Source organism: Legionella sp. MW5194 (genome assembly GCF_016864235.1).
Taxonomy (GTDB): domain Bacteria; phylum Pseudomonadota; class Gammaproteobacteria; order Legionellales; family Legionellaceae; genus Legionella_C.
The window spans coordinates 1,941,824-1,958,916 of the sequence record NZ_CP045732.1 but is presented as its reverse complement, the minus strand read 5'-3'; the positions used below and the strand labels follow the sequence as shown (position 1 = coordinate 1,958,916).

Genomic DNA, 17,093 nt, shown 5'->3' with positions numbered 1-17,093 from the left:
GGAAGCGGCCTGTTGATCCTGTCAGGAGGGCTTGTAAGGCTGTTTGATTTCCTCGCCGTCCGCGTTTTTCACATCGTTAAGCCTGGCTTTAAAGTCCGTGCTTAAGGGAGGGGTTGGCTCGCTCGCCGGTTCGGTTCGCTTTTGTTGTTCTGCCGTGAGCCCTGTTAAGGTTTGTACGGGTCTGGCATGGAAGAAATGGCTGCCGTTTTCCGTTTGGTAATGCCCAACCCATTGCATTTGCGTTGGGGGAACCAAGTATTCAAACTCGTCGGGTTTGGCGGCAATGCCGGCAATGTATTTACCGCGCAAATCAGACAGGACAATGCCGGTTCCGCCGCCTGCATTAAACAGTTCCGTGTTCATGGCATTAAACATTTCGTCATCCGATGGGGCGAAGGCGGTGCTGAAAAATCCCATTTCCACCGTAACATCGCCGCCGCGTTCAACCGCTTCGATTCGTTTTTTGGTGAATTCCTCGCTGAAATTTTCCTCAACACGAAAGGTGAAGCGGGGGGAAGATTCCGATATTTTATTTAATCCCGCACAGCCCATGGCCGCAGTGGCTAAAATTTCGCCTATCTGTTGGGAATCCTGGTTTTCAATCCGCGATACATCCCCGCGAAGAACCTGGTTGCAAACCCCATAAAACCCGCCACTGTAAATATTAATCGCTGATTTTTCCGCCCAATTTAATTCTTTCAACGCATCCGGGTGTTTTCCTTGTTTTTCCTGGGTTTCATAATCCGCCATGCTCGGGATAGGATTGGTAGAATTTTTTAATGAGGGCGTGTAATGGGCCTCAGGTGATTGCAGAAGAACCATGTAATTGGCAGCATCCTGCTCATCAAACTGCACATGATTCAAGTTCGCCTGCTTAATCAAGTCACTGACGTTGTATTCCTGGCCTTGAAATGAAGCCATTAGTTTATCATTTTCAACTTTAAAGGTTACAGGAGGGGCGTCAGGAGTAGCTTGTGTGGCCAGAAACGCTTTAACCAATTGCTCGAGATGAACAGTTGCATCATTTTTGTTTAACGGCCCGTACTCCAGTGCAATGGTATTTGAGCCCTGGGTGGCCTTGGTGAGTGCCGCGGCATCTTGTTTAACAAACGATTTGATTACGTCATCATCGCTTGACATTTCATTCAACCTATCCTGTCATCGATAGGTTAATAATAGAACATATGGTTTTATATATGGCCTGCATGGTTTGTTCTGTTTGCAGTGATAGTGCAATATAATGTCAAAAAGAAAAAAATAAGATCGATGTGACTATATAATTAAGTTAGGTGAATTGCTTTGGAACGCTATGACTGTCAATAGATATCCCGGGATTCAATTGAGTGGTGTTGGTATTGATGCAATAAAATTCACAGTTCCTAAGGGAACGCTCATCCCGCCAGCCCCAGAGTATTCTGATTTTCAGGTGACACAAAGCGAAAATGAGGAGGGTATTACGATCACAATTCGTCACTCAGAAATCGGGGCTGATTTGTTTGAATCGATTTTCCCAGACAAGGCTCTGAGTGGGCAGAGTGTGTTTCGATTTCTCAAAGCAATCCAATTCCAGGATCATCCCGAGCAAAGTGAGGCCTTGTATTCCGAGGTTGAAGCCATTTACCGGGATAATCAAAAAAGAGCGGCGGAACTTAATCCAGCCATTAAAGAAATCGGGCGGCTTAAGCAGCAGCAGGAGAGTGTGCTGAAACAGGCAACTCAATTTATTAAAAACTCATCAAACCAATGGCCTGTTGAGGCACGGGAATTATTGGGTGCTGTGCAGACACTTAAGCTTGAAATGGGAAAGCGATTAAAACAGTATCAAGCCGATAACCTGGCTGACTATGAGCCCATTGCTCGAAGGCTTTATCAATCGCTTGAGGTGATGGAAAGCGAGTGTCTGAAAATAGTCGATAAAACCTACATTGCTGCAGCAATAATTCGTTATATGCAAGTGCTCTCCGGTAAAACAGAGGGACTTGCGTCGGTTGACAAGTTGCTCAAGCGCCTAACCCTGCTTGAAAAGGATGATGCACTCCTTCGCCATAATACGCTTATGGCCGTCATGGAAGCGGTTTCGGCTTTGGAAAAATCGGCCCTAAAACAGCAATTTATCCTAAAGTTGGCTGCATTGCCGAGCATTGATTTTGACAAACAGGTGCAACGGCTGTGTGCTTCCATCCTGGATTTAAACCAAGCAGGGTTGCTGTCGGATTACAGTGCTGATTTGCTTATTAATCAGAAATTCATTGATAAATCATGCCAGTCGCGCATTACCAGCGAGTCGTATAATTTTTTTGGATTGGCGAGCCGGGATGAGTATGAAAACAAAATCATGTGGAGTTACTATACGCAAAGCGTGGAAAGCAAACTCGCTGCCATGATTGATTCAGGTGAGCCACTGGATTCACGTGAGCCACTGGATTCAGGTGAGCCACTGAAGGAACTGTTTCATTTTGCCGCAAAAACACGGAAGAAAATTGCCCGGATACGAGATGAAGAGCAGCGGTTTGGGGAGTTTAGGGATAATAAGAGTATGGATTCTTATTCTTCCCAGGGAAAAAGCGTGGCTAACAAGCAAATATTCCCAACGCTGATAGCGACTATCCAGCAACAAAAGACAACCTATGATGCTCATGAAAAACCTGACATGGCATTGAAACTGCTCCATGAAGCCGACACAACCCCGTTCGTTAGAAAATTTCAATTTAAACCTACGCTGGTTGTCGGTGAACAAAACATCCACTGTCCTGCTGAAACAGTAGCCATTTATTACAACGATGCCCAGTGCAAGGAGATGCGCAGTGTGGTTGTTATTTTTGATGAGACCAAGCGCGCATCGTTTGATGAAGCCTTAAGTGCGCTGGATAAACATTTTTTAACCAAGGTGCGGCAACGCCAATTTAAAAATAACGATGAATTTTTAACGGCGTTGGCTGAATTTACCTACACCATGGCTAAATTATACCCATTGAGCCGGGGCTCAGGGGCTGTAACGCAATGGCTGGTCAGGGGCATTGTGCTGCACTACACCCGGGGGTTGATCAGTTTAAACGATGTGCGCCTGGGCGATGCCAAGGAGGAGCAGCGTGTCCCTTATGATATTTATGCGCAGATTGTGCAGGATCCGAAACAATATATTCAGGGTTTTAAAGCAAGTGTGATGCCGTATTTTTCCATATTAGAAAAATCAAACGACTTGCTCAAGCTTGGCGGTTACATCGAAAAAGAAGGGACGTGGATCTTGTCAGAAGCTAAAGGAGCTAAAATTGCCAAAGTCGCCAACCCTTATTTTTTGAAAAAACACGAAGATCTGGCGCAACTGGCCTCGCTTCTGAACAGCAGAGAGCCGCTGGATCTAAATCACCTTAAAAAAATCGTTACCGATTTAAAAACCGACTCAATCCTTTACCAGAAAAATAAACTCAGTTTTTTTGACAGCAAAATTGCAAAACAAGCCAACGAGGTTATTCTGGAGACGGAAAAATGCCTGCAGCCGAAAAAATAATGAAGAGGCATAGCCTCTTCATTATACATGCAGGCAAATGATCTTAGCTGTAGACTAAAACGCCGTCATCGGCTGGATTCTCCGAGTCTAGGGCCTTTATCTCGTCTTTAATCGGCGATTGTTCAAGCAGCGTGCTTTGAGCTTGTTGTATTTTATCCAGCATAACGGACGTTTCGGGCTTGAAAAACGAATAGTGAACCTCTTTTTTGTACTGGTAGGCGTAGACGAAGGGGTAGAAAATGATAAGCGACGCCAGCACAGTGCACAAGTCATCCAAAAATTTCACAAGACCGGTATTCGTTTCCAAGGCAGCGCGATTGTCCTGGATGGCCGTTTCAATGGTGCTGTTAAAGCGCTTAAATCGCACGGCCGGAGACTCCTGAGTATCCAGGTCCAGGATGGCTTTATTCATAAGGTCAACGAGATCGCGTGTTGCCTTTTGATAATCAGGGGCCAGTTTTGGTAGTTGCAATTCCAATTGAGTGAGAGTGTGGTGCAAGTCGAGATAGTGTTGGGCCTCGGTTTTACTTTGGGCAAAAGTTAATAAGACACTGACATGGGATGACCTTTCCCCCTGAAGAACGGCCGCATGTTCTGTGATTAATTCAAATGCTTTTGCACGAGTCATTCCTCTAATCTGAAGCGTTTGCTTATTGAGCATGGCTTTTATTTCGTTAGGAGTAAAGCCGCTATTGATTGCTTCAATCAACGCTCGGGATTTTTCAATGTCGTTTACCTGACCAGGTATTTTGTTTTGTATTAGGTACGTGTTTAAATAGTGGATGGGGTTGCTTTGCGTTAACTGTTCAAGTGTTTCAAAATCGCCGGCTTCTGCCAGAGGAACTCGGGTTGCCAGATCGGGCTCTTTCAGTACCTTGAGAATGTCCTGCTTCTCTTTTCTGTGCCTGTAATACGCCACAATGATTGCGGCTTTAACAGGGTCTTTTTGCAGTGTGTCATAACCAAGGCCCAAATCCAGCTGTGCGGCAATCAGAATGGCTGCAAGGGCCATGGCAGTGATGTCGTTTGATTTAAATGATGACGTTTGAAGGTAGTTAGCCAAGTGAAGTCTGGCAATCATGTCATCGGTTAAAACGCTTCGTCTTTTTCTTTCTTCTTCAGGAATGGTGTACTTTCCGAAAATACAATTCAAATCACCCGGCATTGTCATAATTCGCTTCAGCGCGACGACATCAATCTCGGCCTGGGTTAAAAAAGATAGCGCATCATCGGATGGCAGGTACATGGGGGTGCCAGTGGATTGGTATTTGAGTTGATTCGGTGTTGAGGTTGAAAATCCAAAATCAATGAGGTGGCACTGACCTTTGGCATCCATCACAATGTTTTCGACTTTGAGGTCCTGATGGGCAGCCGGTTTGCCTGATCGCGAGCTGGAGGGTAGGCCGCGGTGCATGGCATCCACCTGCAGCGCAATGTCAATAGCCATCTGCAATCGTCTGTTCTCATCGAGCTCAATCGGCGGCTGGCCATCGCGTGGATAAAATCCCAGGGAAGCATGGATGGATTTTATTGAAGATTCATCAAGCAGGGTGTTATTTAATGCCTGACTGAGGGAAGAGTAGTTTCCGGCAGAATGCCCGCGTGTTATTTTGCCATCGTTTGTTTTAAAAACATAACTCAAGCCTTTGTCAGTCTGGTATAAATGGAGGGTGTTATCTGCCAGGTCAGTATCTGATGGCATTTTGCTGCAGAAGCGGAGTTCAGGGGCTGTGACATTTGAGCTGATTTCATTTTTTATGAACTGCTCATAATCGTTGATGAACAGGTCAAATTTTTTCTGAACTTTTTCATACCCTTCCGTGCGGGGCAGGGGACATTCCTTTACTGCTCCCTCTTCGTTCAGGTATTTACCATACAGTTGCTTATTCTTAACATACACATAAAGCATATTGGGTTGCATGGTGTATGAGGAGGGCTCTGTAAGGGCTACCTGCAATCGATAATTCATTAATACTTTGCTAAGCGCAACCCCAAGGTAAGCCAAGTGAGTGTAATATTTGCTTTTGTCGAGTCGTTCTACTTTCCCACGGGAAAGGGGTGAGCCGTCGGGTAAGGCGCGGTCTGTTAAAATTCGGGTTTCTTGCTGTTGTTGCGCGTTGTTTGTTGTCTCTATTTTTACAACCGCGAGCTCGCCCTTTTTATTTTGTATAAACTTGACTTTTCCATACTTGCCTTCACCCAGGATAGCATCGGGTGTTTTTCCCTGAGCGATGGCAAAAATTTCACCATCAATTTTAATGAAAGAATGGAACGTATTGGCAGGGCCCGATTTTTTATCGTCCGATTGATAAGTATCAAACAGTTTCGGTCGGCTGGGCCGTGGGATAGCCTTGCCTGTATCCGGGCAACGCAAAGCCGAGTAAGGCAGGATGATGCCATCGGGTCTACCGGTTAAATAATATTCCGCAACGCGCCACTCATCGTTGGATACAATAAACATCGACATCACCATTGTGCATAATCAATAAGCAGAGTGTAAATTAAAAGTCTTAAGGAAGTATTAAATGCGTTTGCTTATACCCCCTCCAGCGGAGAGGGCGTATTCTAGAGGAAAAATAATTGTTGGGCCATGCATTTAAATCTTGACATCAATGTTTGGGCACTGATTGGCCAGCGATTGATGCGACTGCGCTTTTTCGGAGTGATTGAAAAAGCCATGGCGATGGATGCTCAATGCGCTTAACAGGCCGCTTTCACGAGCGAGGACGACAGGCGAAAATGCCATTTCCTTTTCGTTGTCCTTAACGGTTTCATCGAGAGAGCCCAGGGCATTGCGAATGGCTTCAGCCTTGGCCCGGCCATTCCAGACATACCAATGATTTAGTCGTTTGATCTCACCTTCAGCAAAGGCTTTGAGCTGCGATACCTCTCTTATTTTGGTTTGCTGAAGCAATGCATAATGCTTTTCTGTGGCAAGTTTTCCAGTTTTGAGGACTTGATGCAAAAGGGGTATTTGTCGAAAATCAACTTCCTGTCCTTTCAGTGTCTTGGTCGATGTCTTTTGACTGACATAAGAAGCCATCTGACAGATGGTTTTGGTATCCTTAAGAAGTGTCAGGAGCTCGGCTCTATTATCAAAGTCTTGAGGCAAATTGCAGCCGGCAATGGCTTCCCGTACCTGGTCGACCGGCAAAAAGTCGATGTGGATCCGTTTTGAGTGTGAAATGATAAATCCTGTAATGGGTATCAAGAAAGACATCCTGCAACTCTGGAAAATCAGCATCGTTAATCATTAAACGTGCTTCACTTAAAACAGCATTGCCTGTGTTTTCGGTGCAGGTAATCGGCTGCCACAGCGGCAACAAGTTGGCGTCCTACGTTAACACGGATACCATCCGCTTTTTGACGTCCAGACGAATTAACCGGCCATTCTCGGTGACAAAATATTCAAACGCCATGCGTTGCTCTCGGTGTTATTGATGCGCCACAATAAAATATGAATTAAAATTAGTCAATATGTAAATAATCGGGTATTGCCGCTGTTCAGCATTAACCGGGGAAATTAAAGCGCTCCGGTTGTTGGCTCGCGGCTGGCGCCCTCACTGGCGCGTTTTTAAAAAACCCGAACCGTGACGCTTCGGGCTGAGTGAGTGACGGGTGAGGTAGCGCTCCGTTTTTTTCCTGCGGTTTCTGACGCGCCACGTAGGTAATTAATTTACTAAATTGTTTATCAATGTCGCTCTGGGGTATGCGCATTGAAACAGTACCCGTGGCCAGGGAGAAAATCATGTACCAGAGTTCCCGGGGCAGAAAATAATCCGCTCTGGTGAGTAGCAGGATTAAACAATAACAGAGCGTGTTCAATTCGGCGGCTATTGTTTTATTCATGGCGAGCAGGCCGCGTATTTCCAGAAGTTGGGTTATCACCCATTGTGCCTGCTCGTTGTCTTCCAGTGTTAATTTCGGGTAATTCGTAAGGCGTGTCAGGCGGTAATTGGTTTGGAGTGCCCGCCCTAGCGTAAAAATAAGTCGTTGGAAACGCTCCTCATCGAGGTTTAAGCAGTCGAGCAGATGAGGGGTATTGCTTAAAGACAAGGCCAGATTAAGCTGATTGGCGCTGGACAAGGCATTGGCCGCGATGCTGGGTTGGGTGTTGAGCACGTGGGGCGCATTGTCTGCAAACCAAAGCAGGGCCTGTGGCTCTTGCGATTCGGCTGCATAATGGGCCGGGGTGAGGCCTTTCCTGTCTTTGACTTTCACTAGTTGAGGCTTGTTCTCCATAATCCAGGCCAACAGGCGTACATCACCCAGCCAGGCGGCATAATGAGCGATTGTCCAGCCCTCTCTGTCTCTTGCCGATAAGAATTTTTTGTGTTTAAAGGGTTTATTTTGGTCAAGCCAGCGCAGGATGTCAGGGTTTCTCGACAAGACGGCGTAATGGGCCATGTTCCGTCCAGCGGCATCCGTTCTGTAAAAAAGGGCCAGGCTCTTTTTCTTGACACGCGTCAATGCAGGGATGTTTTCCGACAAGGCGGCATAATGTCCCATGGTGGCCCCACGGTGATCCACTTGTTCAAGGTTCGCATAAGCCCGCTCGTCGCCAGCAATGGCTAAACATTGCCAGTGTGCCTTAATCAGGTCGGGTTTGAACGTTGCCAGGCGGCGATGCAACGCCTGGTACTTATCGTGCGTCAAATCCTGAGGTACCAACTCGCTGCGTATACCCAGGTTTAAGATTAATCGAATGTCGTCCGTTGGATTGGGCATGGCTGACTCAACCGTTTAAATCGTTCAAAGGTTCTCTCAGGGCTTGGGGGGAGCAAGTTCCGTCTCGTTTTCCTCTTTTCCGCCCGCGCAGGGACCACAGTCTCGCCAAGTCATCGATGGCCCATAATCAAGGCCGAATCGCGTAAGCCTTAACAGCAGGGAAAGTCCGAGAATGACTGAGGCAAAGGCCATTAAAATGGTGGCATCATTGGCGATCCGGTCCTCCTGACGCACCAGGCTGGCATTGAAATTACCCGAAACCCCGCCTGCCGCCAGTGCGTTTGCCGTGATACCGACTCCCTGGCCGATAAAGTTAAAAGCCAAAGGCGGTTCTGCTGTTTTTTGTTCATTAAACGCTTTAGAATCTTCCGCTGCAAAGAGGGTTGATTCGGGTGTGTTATTGTACATAAGGTGAGCGATGCCGGCATACATCAGCAGAGGAATGCCAACCACACGAAGTAATTCCTCCACGGCATACAATCCTGCATGAAGTTTAGGGTACTCGCGCTTTTTATCGTATTCTTTCGCCCAATGAGCCGTGTATTTTCTCAGCAAATGAAGGACATTGAAGGCCAGCAGGACAAAAACCATGTCACGGTTTGCTTTATCAATTTGCTGCTCATTAATATTTAAAAATTGAGCAACGCTCCCGGTGAAATTCAAAGGGACTGACAATTGTGGTACGGTGATGTTCACGCCTAATGCCCCGGGTGGCGCAAACGTGGCACTGGCGAGGACATTCGCCTGCACGGAAATGCCAGTCATTTTTGCTTCACCCTGAATCGTTAAAATGGTATTGGTAATCTGCTGCGTTAAGCTGATGCCGGCAGGCAGCAGGAAATTTAAAGTCCAATACGCCGTATTTAAGGGTTTTCCTGTGAGCTCTTCGGATTTTTTTATCGCCTCAGACAGCCCCTTTTTGCTTACTTTTTTTGCCACCTCAGCCAAAGAGGAAAGGGGTTTCCTGGTAAAAAATTTAAAATTTGGCATAACAATTCCTGAATTGAGTCGGTTAAACAACCGGTGAGCGTTGATGTCGTGCACTTAAAGCACTTATTTGACTAAAATCAGTCAGTCTGGCTGGAATGGGTGCGATTATTTTCAATATCAGAGTAAAAGTCAAGGGATAGTAAAGCCGGTATCCTGGAATGGCTTAAAGCCTTGTTCCCGCCTTTTTAGTGTAAATAGTCCGTAAATTGACCGACTTTTCGCCAGTAAGTTCTCTCTTTGAAATTAAAATACTCATACACCAATGAGGAGACCATGATGCAGTTAAAAGCGGAGCACGATACAGGGCACTATGCGCTTGATTCCATGCCAAAGACCACCTCGGGCGCGATAGATTTAACCACAGCGGCACGTATCGCGGAAGGGGGAACACACGTGCTTTATCGCTTTGGGGAATCGCCCTGGGTGATCAAATTAATGAAGCAGAATCCCAAGTCAGACGAGTTGCGGCAATTGCAAGAGAACTATGCAGCTTTATATGACTGTTTTGACAGGGACGGTCAGGCGCGTTGCATTCGCGAGCACCATGTCACGGTGGATGTCAGGCTTTCAGAAAAAGAAACCCAACGCCGGGTTTTATCCCTGGTTCCCTATGAACCTTGTTTTAAGGCGGCGGTGAAATTTGATTTTAAAATTGAACCCACCGAATTGGACCCTTACCTCATCGACCAGCATGAAGCCCTGTTTGAGAAAGCGAACAGCACTCTTTTTTCTGGAAAAACGGAAGTGGATTTTAATGTGGATGATTATGCCGTCCTTGATCCACGGATAGGCGCTATTTTAAAACGTCTCGACCATGATTCGTCGCTTGGAAATACCATGAGCGAGTTTTTAACTCATTACCGTGACTTTTATCAGCGCACAAACATTATTCTCGATGCCATGGGGTATGAGAACATTCTCTTTTTTAAAGACGCGGCGGATCGTTGGCAATTTAAAATCGGCAGTGTCATCAAGCACGACACAGGGGACTACACCCGTGAATTATACCGGGCCATCCATGCGGATAAACCGGTGGAATTGAATTTCGTTAATTATACGCACACTTATTTTTCCCCGGCTAACATTCGAGCGGTGAATGCCTGTGCCCTGAAGCTTCATCTGCCGCCTGTCATCGATGATGTGAGAATTGATACCCGGGATTTGATTAAAGTGAGCCGAAATTTACCTGTGCCCGAACGCATGCTTTCCTATGCACGGCATGGCGATTTTGAAAAAGTGACTGAATTGCTTTCAGCCCATAAAGAGCAGCTTTGCTTTAGTCTTCGTGATTTCTGGGCGTATCCGCAGATTGCAGATGAATACGTCAAACAACAACAGGCGCCTGCAGCACTCGGGCATTACCTTCAGGTGGTCAGTCGGCTTCCGGTTATTTTGCCTGAGGATGAGGATGAAGCAAAACGGGTCAATGGGGCAAAGGATGATCTGGCGAAGCGTAAAAAGCTGCACGATGAAAAGTGGATGAGCTATGGCCAGCAAACAACGGCCCTGTCTCACTTTGGTTTTTGGGCGCCCAAAGTGGACAAGGAAAAAGCCCCCCAGAATAAGGCGAATGAGGCCTTCTTTCCTGGTTAAATGCGCTGTCAAAAGGGATCAATGTCTGGCTGGACAGGCAGAATACCATAGCATTCATCGTATGCGCGTTGAGTCAAGTCAGATTGATGCCGAAGGTCTGAAAGCATGGTCTGCGGAAGTTGCTTAAAAAAAGATTTCATTTCTCGACGTTTTTCAATGGGATCATTGTCTGTCGCGCGGGCAATACTTTTTAAGTTCTCTTTCAGCAGCAGAGCGGCCGTGCGTTGATTGAGCGTTATGTCCCCAAAGAAAGAAAAACGATTGCCAGTCGCAGAAACCTGCCGAACAGGCTGTATGCTTCTTGCGCCGGGTTTACCCGATTTAATGAGGACTGAATCGGCGAACGCTGTTTCAGACAAGGCGATGGCATAAGGACCATGAAAAAAGGAATCGCCATGAATGACATTGGATTTAATCACCAGACTATAGCCATAGGTGATTTGAAAAGCGACAAAACGATACTGGTCCTCCACCTTGCGCCCGAGAATCACGCCACCACCACATTCAGGCGATAAGGGCGTAAAGATGTGGGGGAAGGGATGGGTTTCAATAAACAGCCCGCCGCCGCCATGTTGTTGCAACACATAATTGTTAATGTATTGCCTCGAATTGTTCTTCCAGGTGTATTCGGTGACATGGAGTGTAGTGAGGCTTTTTTCTTTACTTTTGGGTAAACGGAATGTCTCTTCAACCGGGACAATAGCCGCTCCATAGGCCTGTAAAAACAGTGGAGAAACAGACAGGGCATTGACCAGAGGGAAATCAATGGAGGGATGATTGTCCCCTACTGCAAAAACACCCAATGAGCCAAACACGCTGGCATCGCGACCGGATGTGCCGTGTTCCTTGTCGCGATGATGCCATTGGGCAGATAAAGTCAATTCGCCAGGGAAATCATGTCCAGGACTGGCGAAAGTACAGACAGCATTCCTGGTTATGTATTTACCAATCAACTTGCTCATGGAGACCTCATGGCCGGACTCTACCGTGCCGTAATAGTGTGTGGTTGTCATTAACGGTTCTTTGGTATTGGTATCTCTTCTGTCCACGAACGTCGACACGATGCCGGGTATCTGGTGTTTTATTGTTCTGGGATCCACCTCGGAGGGGACACAGAAATTGCCAGAACAAATGCGGGTTTCTTTTGCATCAGCTGACAGCATGACGTTTAAATCTTGTTCTCTAACGGACATCAACAACTCACAAAATTGGATGTGGTCACCAGTGTAATAACTGTTTATTAAGAGATCATTAAGGCCAATTAAAATACTTTTAAAGTGGGCGTGGGATTTAAAAAACAGCAAGCAATTATGACAATAATTTGTTATTATTGCGCAAACATTAATCTCATGGGCTAACAAATGAAAGAAAAATGGATGGCTTATTCGCGTGACCTCAGTCAAATACAAAAAAAACGGATGGAACAAAAAGCATCCAACAAGGACAGTCGACTGAACCAGGGAACAAGCTGGTGGTGGCCTCCTTACACGTTGTCTGAAACCTGGGATTACCTGAAAGGTTTTGTTACGACTGGCTCCAGTTCCAGACAAAATCCTCAGGCATTGTTAGGAAAAAATACCAGTAATCACGTGGTGGGCCTTAAGACGGCCGAGATTGAACATTCAGTCCCGACACTGAATGCAGCGGAGGATATTCTGGTGGTAGGGGATGTGCTGTTTTCCAAAAATGGAAAATCGATAGTGTTGGGAGAGGGATTAAAAGAACGCATTCGCAAGGCCAAGGTGATGATTTTAAACATTGAATCACCGGTCACCTCCGATGAAACCAACACAGGCTATGGCCGTTTGCGCAATATTCTCGTCAATGGCTTTAAATTCTCTTTGTACCTGCCAGAGAGTTATTTAAAAGCCCTCATCGACGACATCAAAAAGGAAAATCCGTCGATTGAAATCATTTATGATGTGGCAAATAACCATACGCTTGATGCAAGCACCCTTGCTTATGAAAAAATGACACCGATTGAAAAATCGCTTTATGATTTTGACCGCGTCAATTTTCCACTTTACCGTACCCTCTATGCCATCCGGCATGTGATTGATAAGGCAGACGCCAAAATTGTTGGCGCCTGGACCCATGAGCTGGAATTTAAGTCATTTCCTGCTCGGGAAGGAAGCCGGATTAACCTGCAAACGGAACCTGTGGCGGTAACCACATTAAATGGTTTAACCATTGGATTTATGGCATTAACCGATATTCTGAATAATAATCATGCCTTGTGGAAAGACGGGCGTGCGATGCGGCCTGAAGACGTTTCAGGATTGTTGGATACCTTTAAAACGCATTATCATCTCGATAAGCTCTATCTCCTTATTCATGGCGGTGTTGAGCAGAATGTCTACCCAAGCCAGCACTGGCAGGCTCTTCTCGAACAACTGGCCAATCACTGCGACGGGGTCATTGGCCATGGATCGCATTTACCCGGATTATCTCAGGTACTGAAAACCGCCAGGGGTTATGTGTTCATGGAAACGTCGCTCGGTAATTTCTTTTGCCCCACCAATCCTAAAAATACCGCGGTGAGCACCTTCTTGACAATGAAGGTAACGGATAAATCAATCCAGCATATTGAAGAGCCGATAGAAGCTCTGCAAGAGAAAGGTTATCCTGAGGTGGAGTTGCTCTGTGAAAAATCAAAGGGCACATACCTCGGCCTTCGCTGGTTCAGTCTACATCAGCAGGTATTCCCCACGGTATCGCAGAATGAGGGTAAATCTGAAAAAGAAATCAACATGGAGCCTACAACCACGTTGTAATGGATGTGCCACTCGGTAGCCAACGAGAGAGGCGCGAAGTGGCGATGTCCGTTTAAGACACAGGCGGCTGATAAAAGCTAATAATCGTCAGGCATCCATCAATAGTAATAGCGGGTTCGTTTGGACCCCTCACTTTCCGGATAAAGCCGCTTGAGCGTAATATAAGCCCGTTGTGATGCCGGTGCGTTAGGTTCGTAACAGGCCAATACCCGGGTCACATTAATAGCCAGAGCCAATAATTCCGCGTTTTCCTGGTCATTCGGGTATTTTTTAGCCAGTTCATTGGCTTTATCTGCGAGCCACACTGCACCATTGGGTAACGTCTGCAGTTGCGCCTGCTCGTGAGTGAGTTGTTTTCGCTGCAACACAGTAAGCAGGTTAGGCCATGAAAATTCAGGCCGGGGTTTATCGTCGTCGATAGTCCTGTTTATTTCGCCATGATTACACCAGTAAGTATGGCTGTTACGGTTTGTTATTTTTCTTGGTTTAATGCCGTAATAAACAGTGGAATAGCCAATCTCAGGTATCCAGGTGCTTTTTAAATTAATAATGGGGCTTAGCTCGGGAAAGTAGAGCAGTGTTTTGACAAGTATTTTAAGCCGCTCATCCGGGTTTTTAGCCTTTAAGCTCAATAAAAGAGCGTTTTTCATGGCAGGATTTAACCGGGCTGTTTTTAAGGCAAGCTTATCTGCCACGGAGTACTGTTGCAATATCATGGCGCGGGCCCATACAGACGCAGCAAGTTCCCGTTGGGCATCTCGAGGTAATCGCTTGGAGTCAATGGCTTTGATCAGCACCGACAGGGGTAAATGATTCAGAGCCTGCGAGAATTCAAGAGGACTGAAATAGGGGTGGGCGGTTGGTGGTTCTGAGGGGTAAAGTGTGAACATCTGTGTCGAGGGAGTAAAAAACCCATAAGATAATAGGTTATTCAGACTGTCAGCCAAAGGGATGCCCATTTTGGCAAAATGCATACGGGTTGAGAAATCCTGCCCCTTTTTTAATTGGGCGAGGGTGTCATCAATTAAGGCATGGCGTTTGATCAGGGCTATGCGGTGATCACCTTCGAGGGTAGTCAGAGCCTGGAGCAAAGCAGAACGAATACTAAAGAACCCGGGCTGCTTCACCGTTACTGCTTCCGCGGCGTTCAACAACGTGCGTTGTTGTGAGGGAGTGGCCTCGCTGATATTGTTTAAAGCAACCAGTAACCACGCTCGATTTTCAGGCGATTGAACCCAGTGTGTGTAGGCTAAGGGAAACGTCTTTTGCTTATCTGTTGATAAATAATGACTGATCCAAAGCACCAGTTCTGAGCTCCGGGGGCTTGTTGTAACTGGACTTATCGCGGTTAAATCGAGGGGCTCAACGCTGTTCCAGGTGAGGAGATCAGTATAAAAAATGAGATCTGAAAAATGAGCTCGAGTGATTTTATGACTCATGGCCTGTACCTCCTCCAGGAGGGCTTCTTTAGGAGCAAGGCGCCCTTTAATAATGCGGGTATACTGTTTCGCCGCCTTACTTACACCAGGGTCCCGAGCCTTGCGGGTCACGTTTTGCATACCGGTTAACGCGTCATTTAAACGTTGGATTTGTTCTGGACGGGCCATACCGCTGTTAAACTCCTGACAGGCAGCGCGGGTTAATGCCCGGTAACTCAAATAGGCAGCCCATTCATGCCAGGGGTATTGTTTGTTTTGAGCCAACCGGGTTAAGTGCTCATAAGCCTTAATCTGGTCGGCTTCGCTCTGAGAGTTAAAATAACTCACCGCCTTTAAATAATCGATATCCAGTTGAATGAGAGGCAAGTGATGGACAGGAATTTGGTTAATGGCTTCACGGACAGCATGCCCATCGGATTCCCCGTTAAACAACAAATCCTGGGCATGAAGCCAGGCTTGCAAAACCGCGTGCTTCGTTTCTTCCGCTAAATTCGCTGTTTCCAATTCGTTGGCAATCGCTTTTAAGCGTTGACAGGCCAATTGAAATCGGGTGAACGGTTTAACGGGGGTGGGACACGCTTGAATGAGCGTCTTCACTCGTTCGCTGAGTGGGGATTTGTTACTTTCCTTCCATCTGTGGGACAATTGCTTTTCAACAAAGGTCGTGCTGGTTTGATAAATTCTTGCGGCTATCGCTGTATTGGATTGATTTACGTCCACTCTGAAATCATTTTCGCCAAAAAACAAATCCGAAAAATAAACGGCATAACTATCCAGCACCTGGCGTTGCTCTGCTTCTGACAAGGGGTTATTGGATAAATAACGATAGGCAATGATTAAATAGGATAGCCGGTATTGAGGACTGATAACACCCAGTTGACCGTTGACGTAGCCGTTTAAAGGGAAGTCAGGACTGTGCTTGCCGGACAGGCCGCGCTCCTCATCGTAGCCGCCGCTGGCATGGCTGTTGATAAAAACAAACAAACTCAGAATGAAGGTCAGGGTTTTTAAACCCACAGGTCTTAAAGCAGTCAATAATGTCATAGTGTCTTTCCGTGTTGAACAGTAAACGCCAATTGCTGCGCTTGTTTTAAGGTGTGGGGATTCCATGCCCCTTTTGTAAAAACAAACACGGGAACCCTCGCTCTTAACGGAAATGGCCAGGGCTCAAAGGTGGCTAGTCCGATTGCCGACTGGCATTCTGGTGCAAGCCTGGCCATGGTGTGGGGGAACGAGTGAATAAAGGCCTGCCTCTCCCGCCTGTCGCGATTTAAACTGAAATACATGGGAACAACCTGATCCACAGGCAGTCTGGCGCGTGCAATCCAGGGCTCTGAGGTACACCAGGAGGCCAGTGCGGTGATGGAAATCACCTGTTCGCTGCCCATGAGTTGGCGAAGGGCTCCCAGCAGTTGTTGGTAAAATGTTCGTTGTGAAGCGGAAGCCTCGAAGTCTATTTGCAAGGCGTCGTAGTGTTTCTTTTGGTAAATCGTTTTAATTTCCTGGGCCAGTTTTTCAGCCATGGGCTTGTCCAGTTGCGGTTTCCAGCGAGCTCGGGCTTCTATATGAATAACCGCTACGCGGTAAATCGCATCAGGCGTATGCAACGGTTGCTGCCGTAGATGATAAAAAGGATGGTTCCTCTTAATGTAGATACTGGCAGCCAACTCGGCAATGCCCGATTGGCGGGGATTGATGTCCGTCATTTCCTGGGGAGCCTCCCAGGCCCAATAGAGAAGCCCAGGCATGGCGGCCGGCTGGCTGGAATGAGTCATCCATGGCGATAGCGCCATGATAACAATCAGGACTGGTCGAAAAAAAGGTCGCATGGTACACCGCAAAAAAGAATGGAAAACCTGACTCCCATTTAAGTCCTAACGCACATGGGCAATGGGATGAACAAGGTTTGTCCCGTGATTATCGGTTATTTGCTGGTGATTGCAAGATCATCACCTATTGAGCGTAATTACTACGCTAATCGCGGGAACACCATGGCACACGGCGTGCGATTGCGAGTTTTTGCGCGCGGGCGTTGACTTGGCATGAAGCAGCATTTGGTTT

The 17,093-nt window shown here is 46.7% G+C and carries 11 protein-coding genes; 3 read left to right on the top strand and 8 right to left on the bottom strand.

Translation table 11 applies throughout. The annotated features are described in order from the left end of the window. Positions 1-21: 21 nt before the first annotated feature. Complete coding sequence (locus GH742_RS09165) at positions 22-1,140, bottom strand: hypothetical protein (protein ID WP_203454640.1); 1,119 nt, start codon at positions 1,138-1,140, stop codon at positions 22-24. A 169-nt stretch (positions 1,141-1,309) separates the two neighbouring features. On the opposite strand from GH742_RS09165, the gene GH742_RS09160 reads away from it, so the two are divergent. Beyond that, positions 1,310-3,508, top strand: a complete 2,199-nt coding sequence (locus GH742_RS09160; protein WP_203454639.1) for a hypothetical protein — start codon at positions 1,310-1,312, stop codon at positions 3,506-3,508. A 43-nt stretch (positions 3,509-3,551) separates the two neighbouring features. On the opposite strand, the gene GH742_RS09155 is transcribed toward GH742_RS09160, so the two are convergent. From GH742_RS09155 to GH742_RS09140, 4 genes are all read right to left on the bottom strand, one after another. Further along, the gene (locus GH742_RS09155; protein WP_203454637.1) at positions 3,552-5,969 is read right to left on the bottom strand and encodes a hypothetical protein; all 2,418 of its coding nucleotides are present in this window, start codon (positions 5,967-5,969) and stop codon (positions 3,552-3,554) included. 135 nt (positions 5,970-6,104) lie between these two features. Further along, positions 6,105-6,662, bottom strand: a complete 558-nt coding sequence (locus GH742_RS09150) for a hypothetical protein (protein ID WP_203454636.1) — start codon at positions 6,660-6,662, stop codon at positions 6,105-6,107. 356 nt (positions 6,663-7,018) lie between these two features. Next, positions 7,019-8,236, bottom strand: coding sequence for an ankyrin repeat domain-containing protein (locus GH742_RS09145; protein ID WP_203454635.1), 1,218 nt, complete (start codon positions 8,234-8,236; stop codon positions 7,019-7,021). A 36-nt stretch (positions 8,237-8,272) separates the two neighbouring features. Continuing rightward, entirely contained in the window at positions 8,273-9,226 is a 954-nt protein-coding gene (locus GH742_RS09140; RefSeq protein ID WP_203454634.1) for a hypothetical protein, read from the bottom strand. 273 nt (positions 9,227-9,499) lie between these two features. Between GH742_RS09140 and GH742_RS09135 the strand changes: the two genes are divergently transcribed. After that, positions 9,500-10,819: a hypothetical protein gene (locus GH742_RS09135; RefSeq protein WP_203454633.1), complete on the top strand. Its 1,320-nt coding sequence runs from the start codon at positions 9,500-9,502 to the stop codon at positions 10,817-10,819. Between the two features lie 8 nt (positions 10,820-10,827). Here GH742_RS09135 and GH742_RS09130 read toward each other — a convergent pair whose 3' ends face one another. Further along, a complete protein-coding gene (locus GH742_RS09130; RefSeq protein ID WP_203454632.1) occupies positions 10,828-12,012 on the bottom strand; it encodes a hypothetical protein in 1,185 nt (394 codons plus the stop codon). Positions 12,013-12,180: 168 nt separating this feature from the next. Here GH742_RS09130 and GH742_RS09125 point away from each other — a divergent pair, with 168 nt between their 5' ends. Next, a complete protein-coding gene (locus GH742_RS09125; RefSeq protein WP_203454631.1) occupies positions 12,181-13,593 on the top strand; it encodes a hypothetical protein in 1,413 nt (470 codons plus the stop codon). Positions 13,594-13,691: 98 nt separating this feature from the next. On the opposite strand, the gene GH742_RS09120 is transcribed toward GH742_RS09125, so the two are convergent. Together GH742_RS09120 and GH742_RS09115 are read right to left on the bottom strand one after the other, a co-directional pair. Continuing rightward, positions 13,692-16,076: a hypothetical protein gene (locus tag GH742_RS09120; RefSeq protein ID WP_203454630.1), complete on the bottom strand. Its 2,385-nt coding sequence runs from the start codon at positions 16,074-16,076 to the stop codon at positions 13,692-13,694. After that, entirely contained in the window at positions 16,073-16,807 is a 735-nt protein-coding gene (locus GH742_RS09115; RefSeq protein ID WP_203454629.1) for a hypothetical protein, read from the bottom strand. Before GH742_RS09115 ends, GH742_RS09120 begins: the two co-directional genes overlap by 4 nt. Between the last annotated feature and the right edge of the window lie 286 nt (positions 16,808-17,093).

Coding starts and splice junctions, on each gene's coding strand:
- GH742_RS09120 (WP_203454630.1), bottom strand. CDS start 16,076: ATGACATTATTGACTGCTTTAAGACCTGTGGGTTTAAAAACCCTGACC.
- GH742_RS09145 (WP_203454635.1), bottom strand. CDS start 8,236: ATGCCCAATCCAACGGACGACATTCGATTAATCTTAAACCTGGGTATA.
- GH742_RS09160 (WP_203454639.1), top strand. CDS start 1,310: ATGACTGTCAATAGATATCCCGGGATTCAATTGAGTGGTGTTGGTATT.
- GH742_RS09115 (WP_203454629.1), bottom strand. CDS start 16,807: ATGACTCATTCCAGCCAGCCGGCCGCCATGCCTGGGCTTCTCTATTGG.
- GH742_RS09130 (WP_203454632.1), bottom strand. CDS start 12,012: ATGTCCGTTAGAGAACAAGATTTAAACGTCATGCTGTCAGCTGATGCA.
- GH742_RS09165 (WP_203454640.1), bottom strand. CDS start 1,140: ATGTCAAGCGATGATGACGTAATCAAATCGTTTGTTAAACAAGATGCC.
- GH742_RS09125 (WP_203454631.1), top strand. CDS start 12,181: ATGAAAGAAAAATGGATGGCTTATTCGCGTGACCTCAGTCAAATACAA.
- GH742_RS09135 (WP_203454633.1), top strand. CDS start 9,500: ATGATGCAGTTAAAAGCGGAGCACGATACAGGGCACTATGCGCTTGAT.
- GH742_RS09140 (WP_203454634.1), bottom strand. CDS start 9,226: ATGCCAAATTTTAAATTTTTTACCAGGAAACCCCTTTCCTCTTTGGCT.
- GH742_RS09155 (WP_203454637.1), bottom strand. CDS start 5,969: ATGTTTATTGTATCCAACGATGAGTGGCGCGTTGCGGAATATTATTTA.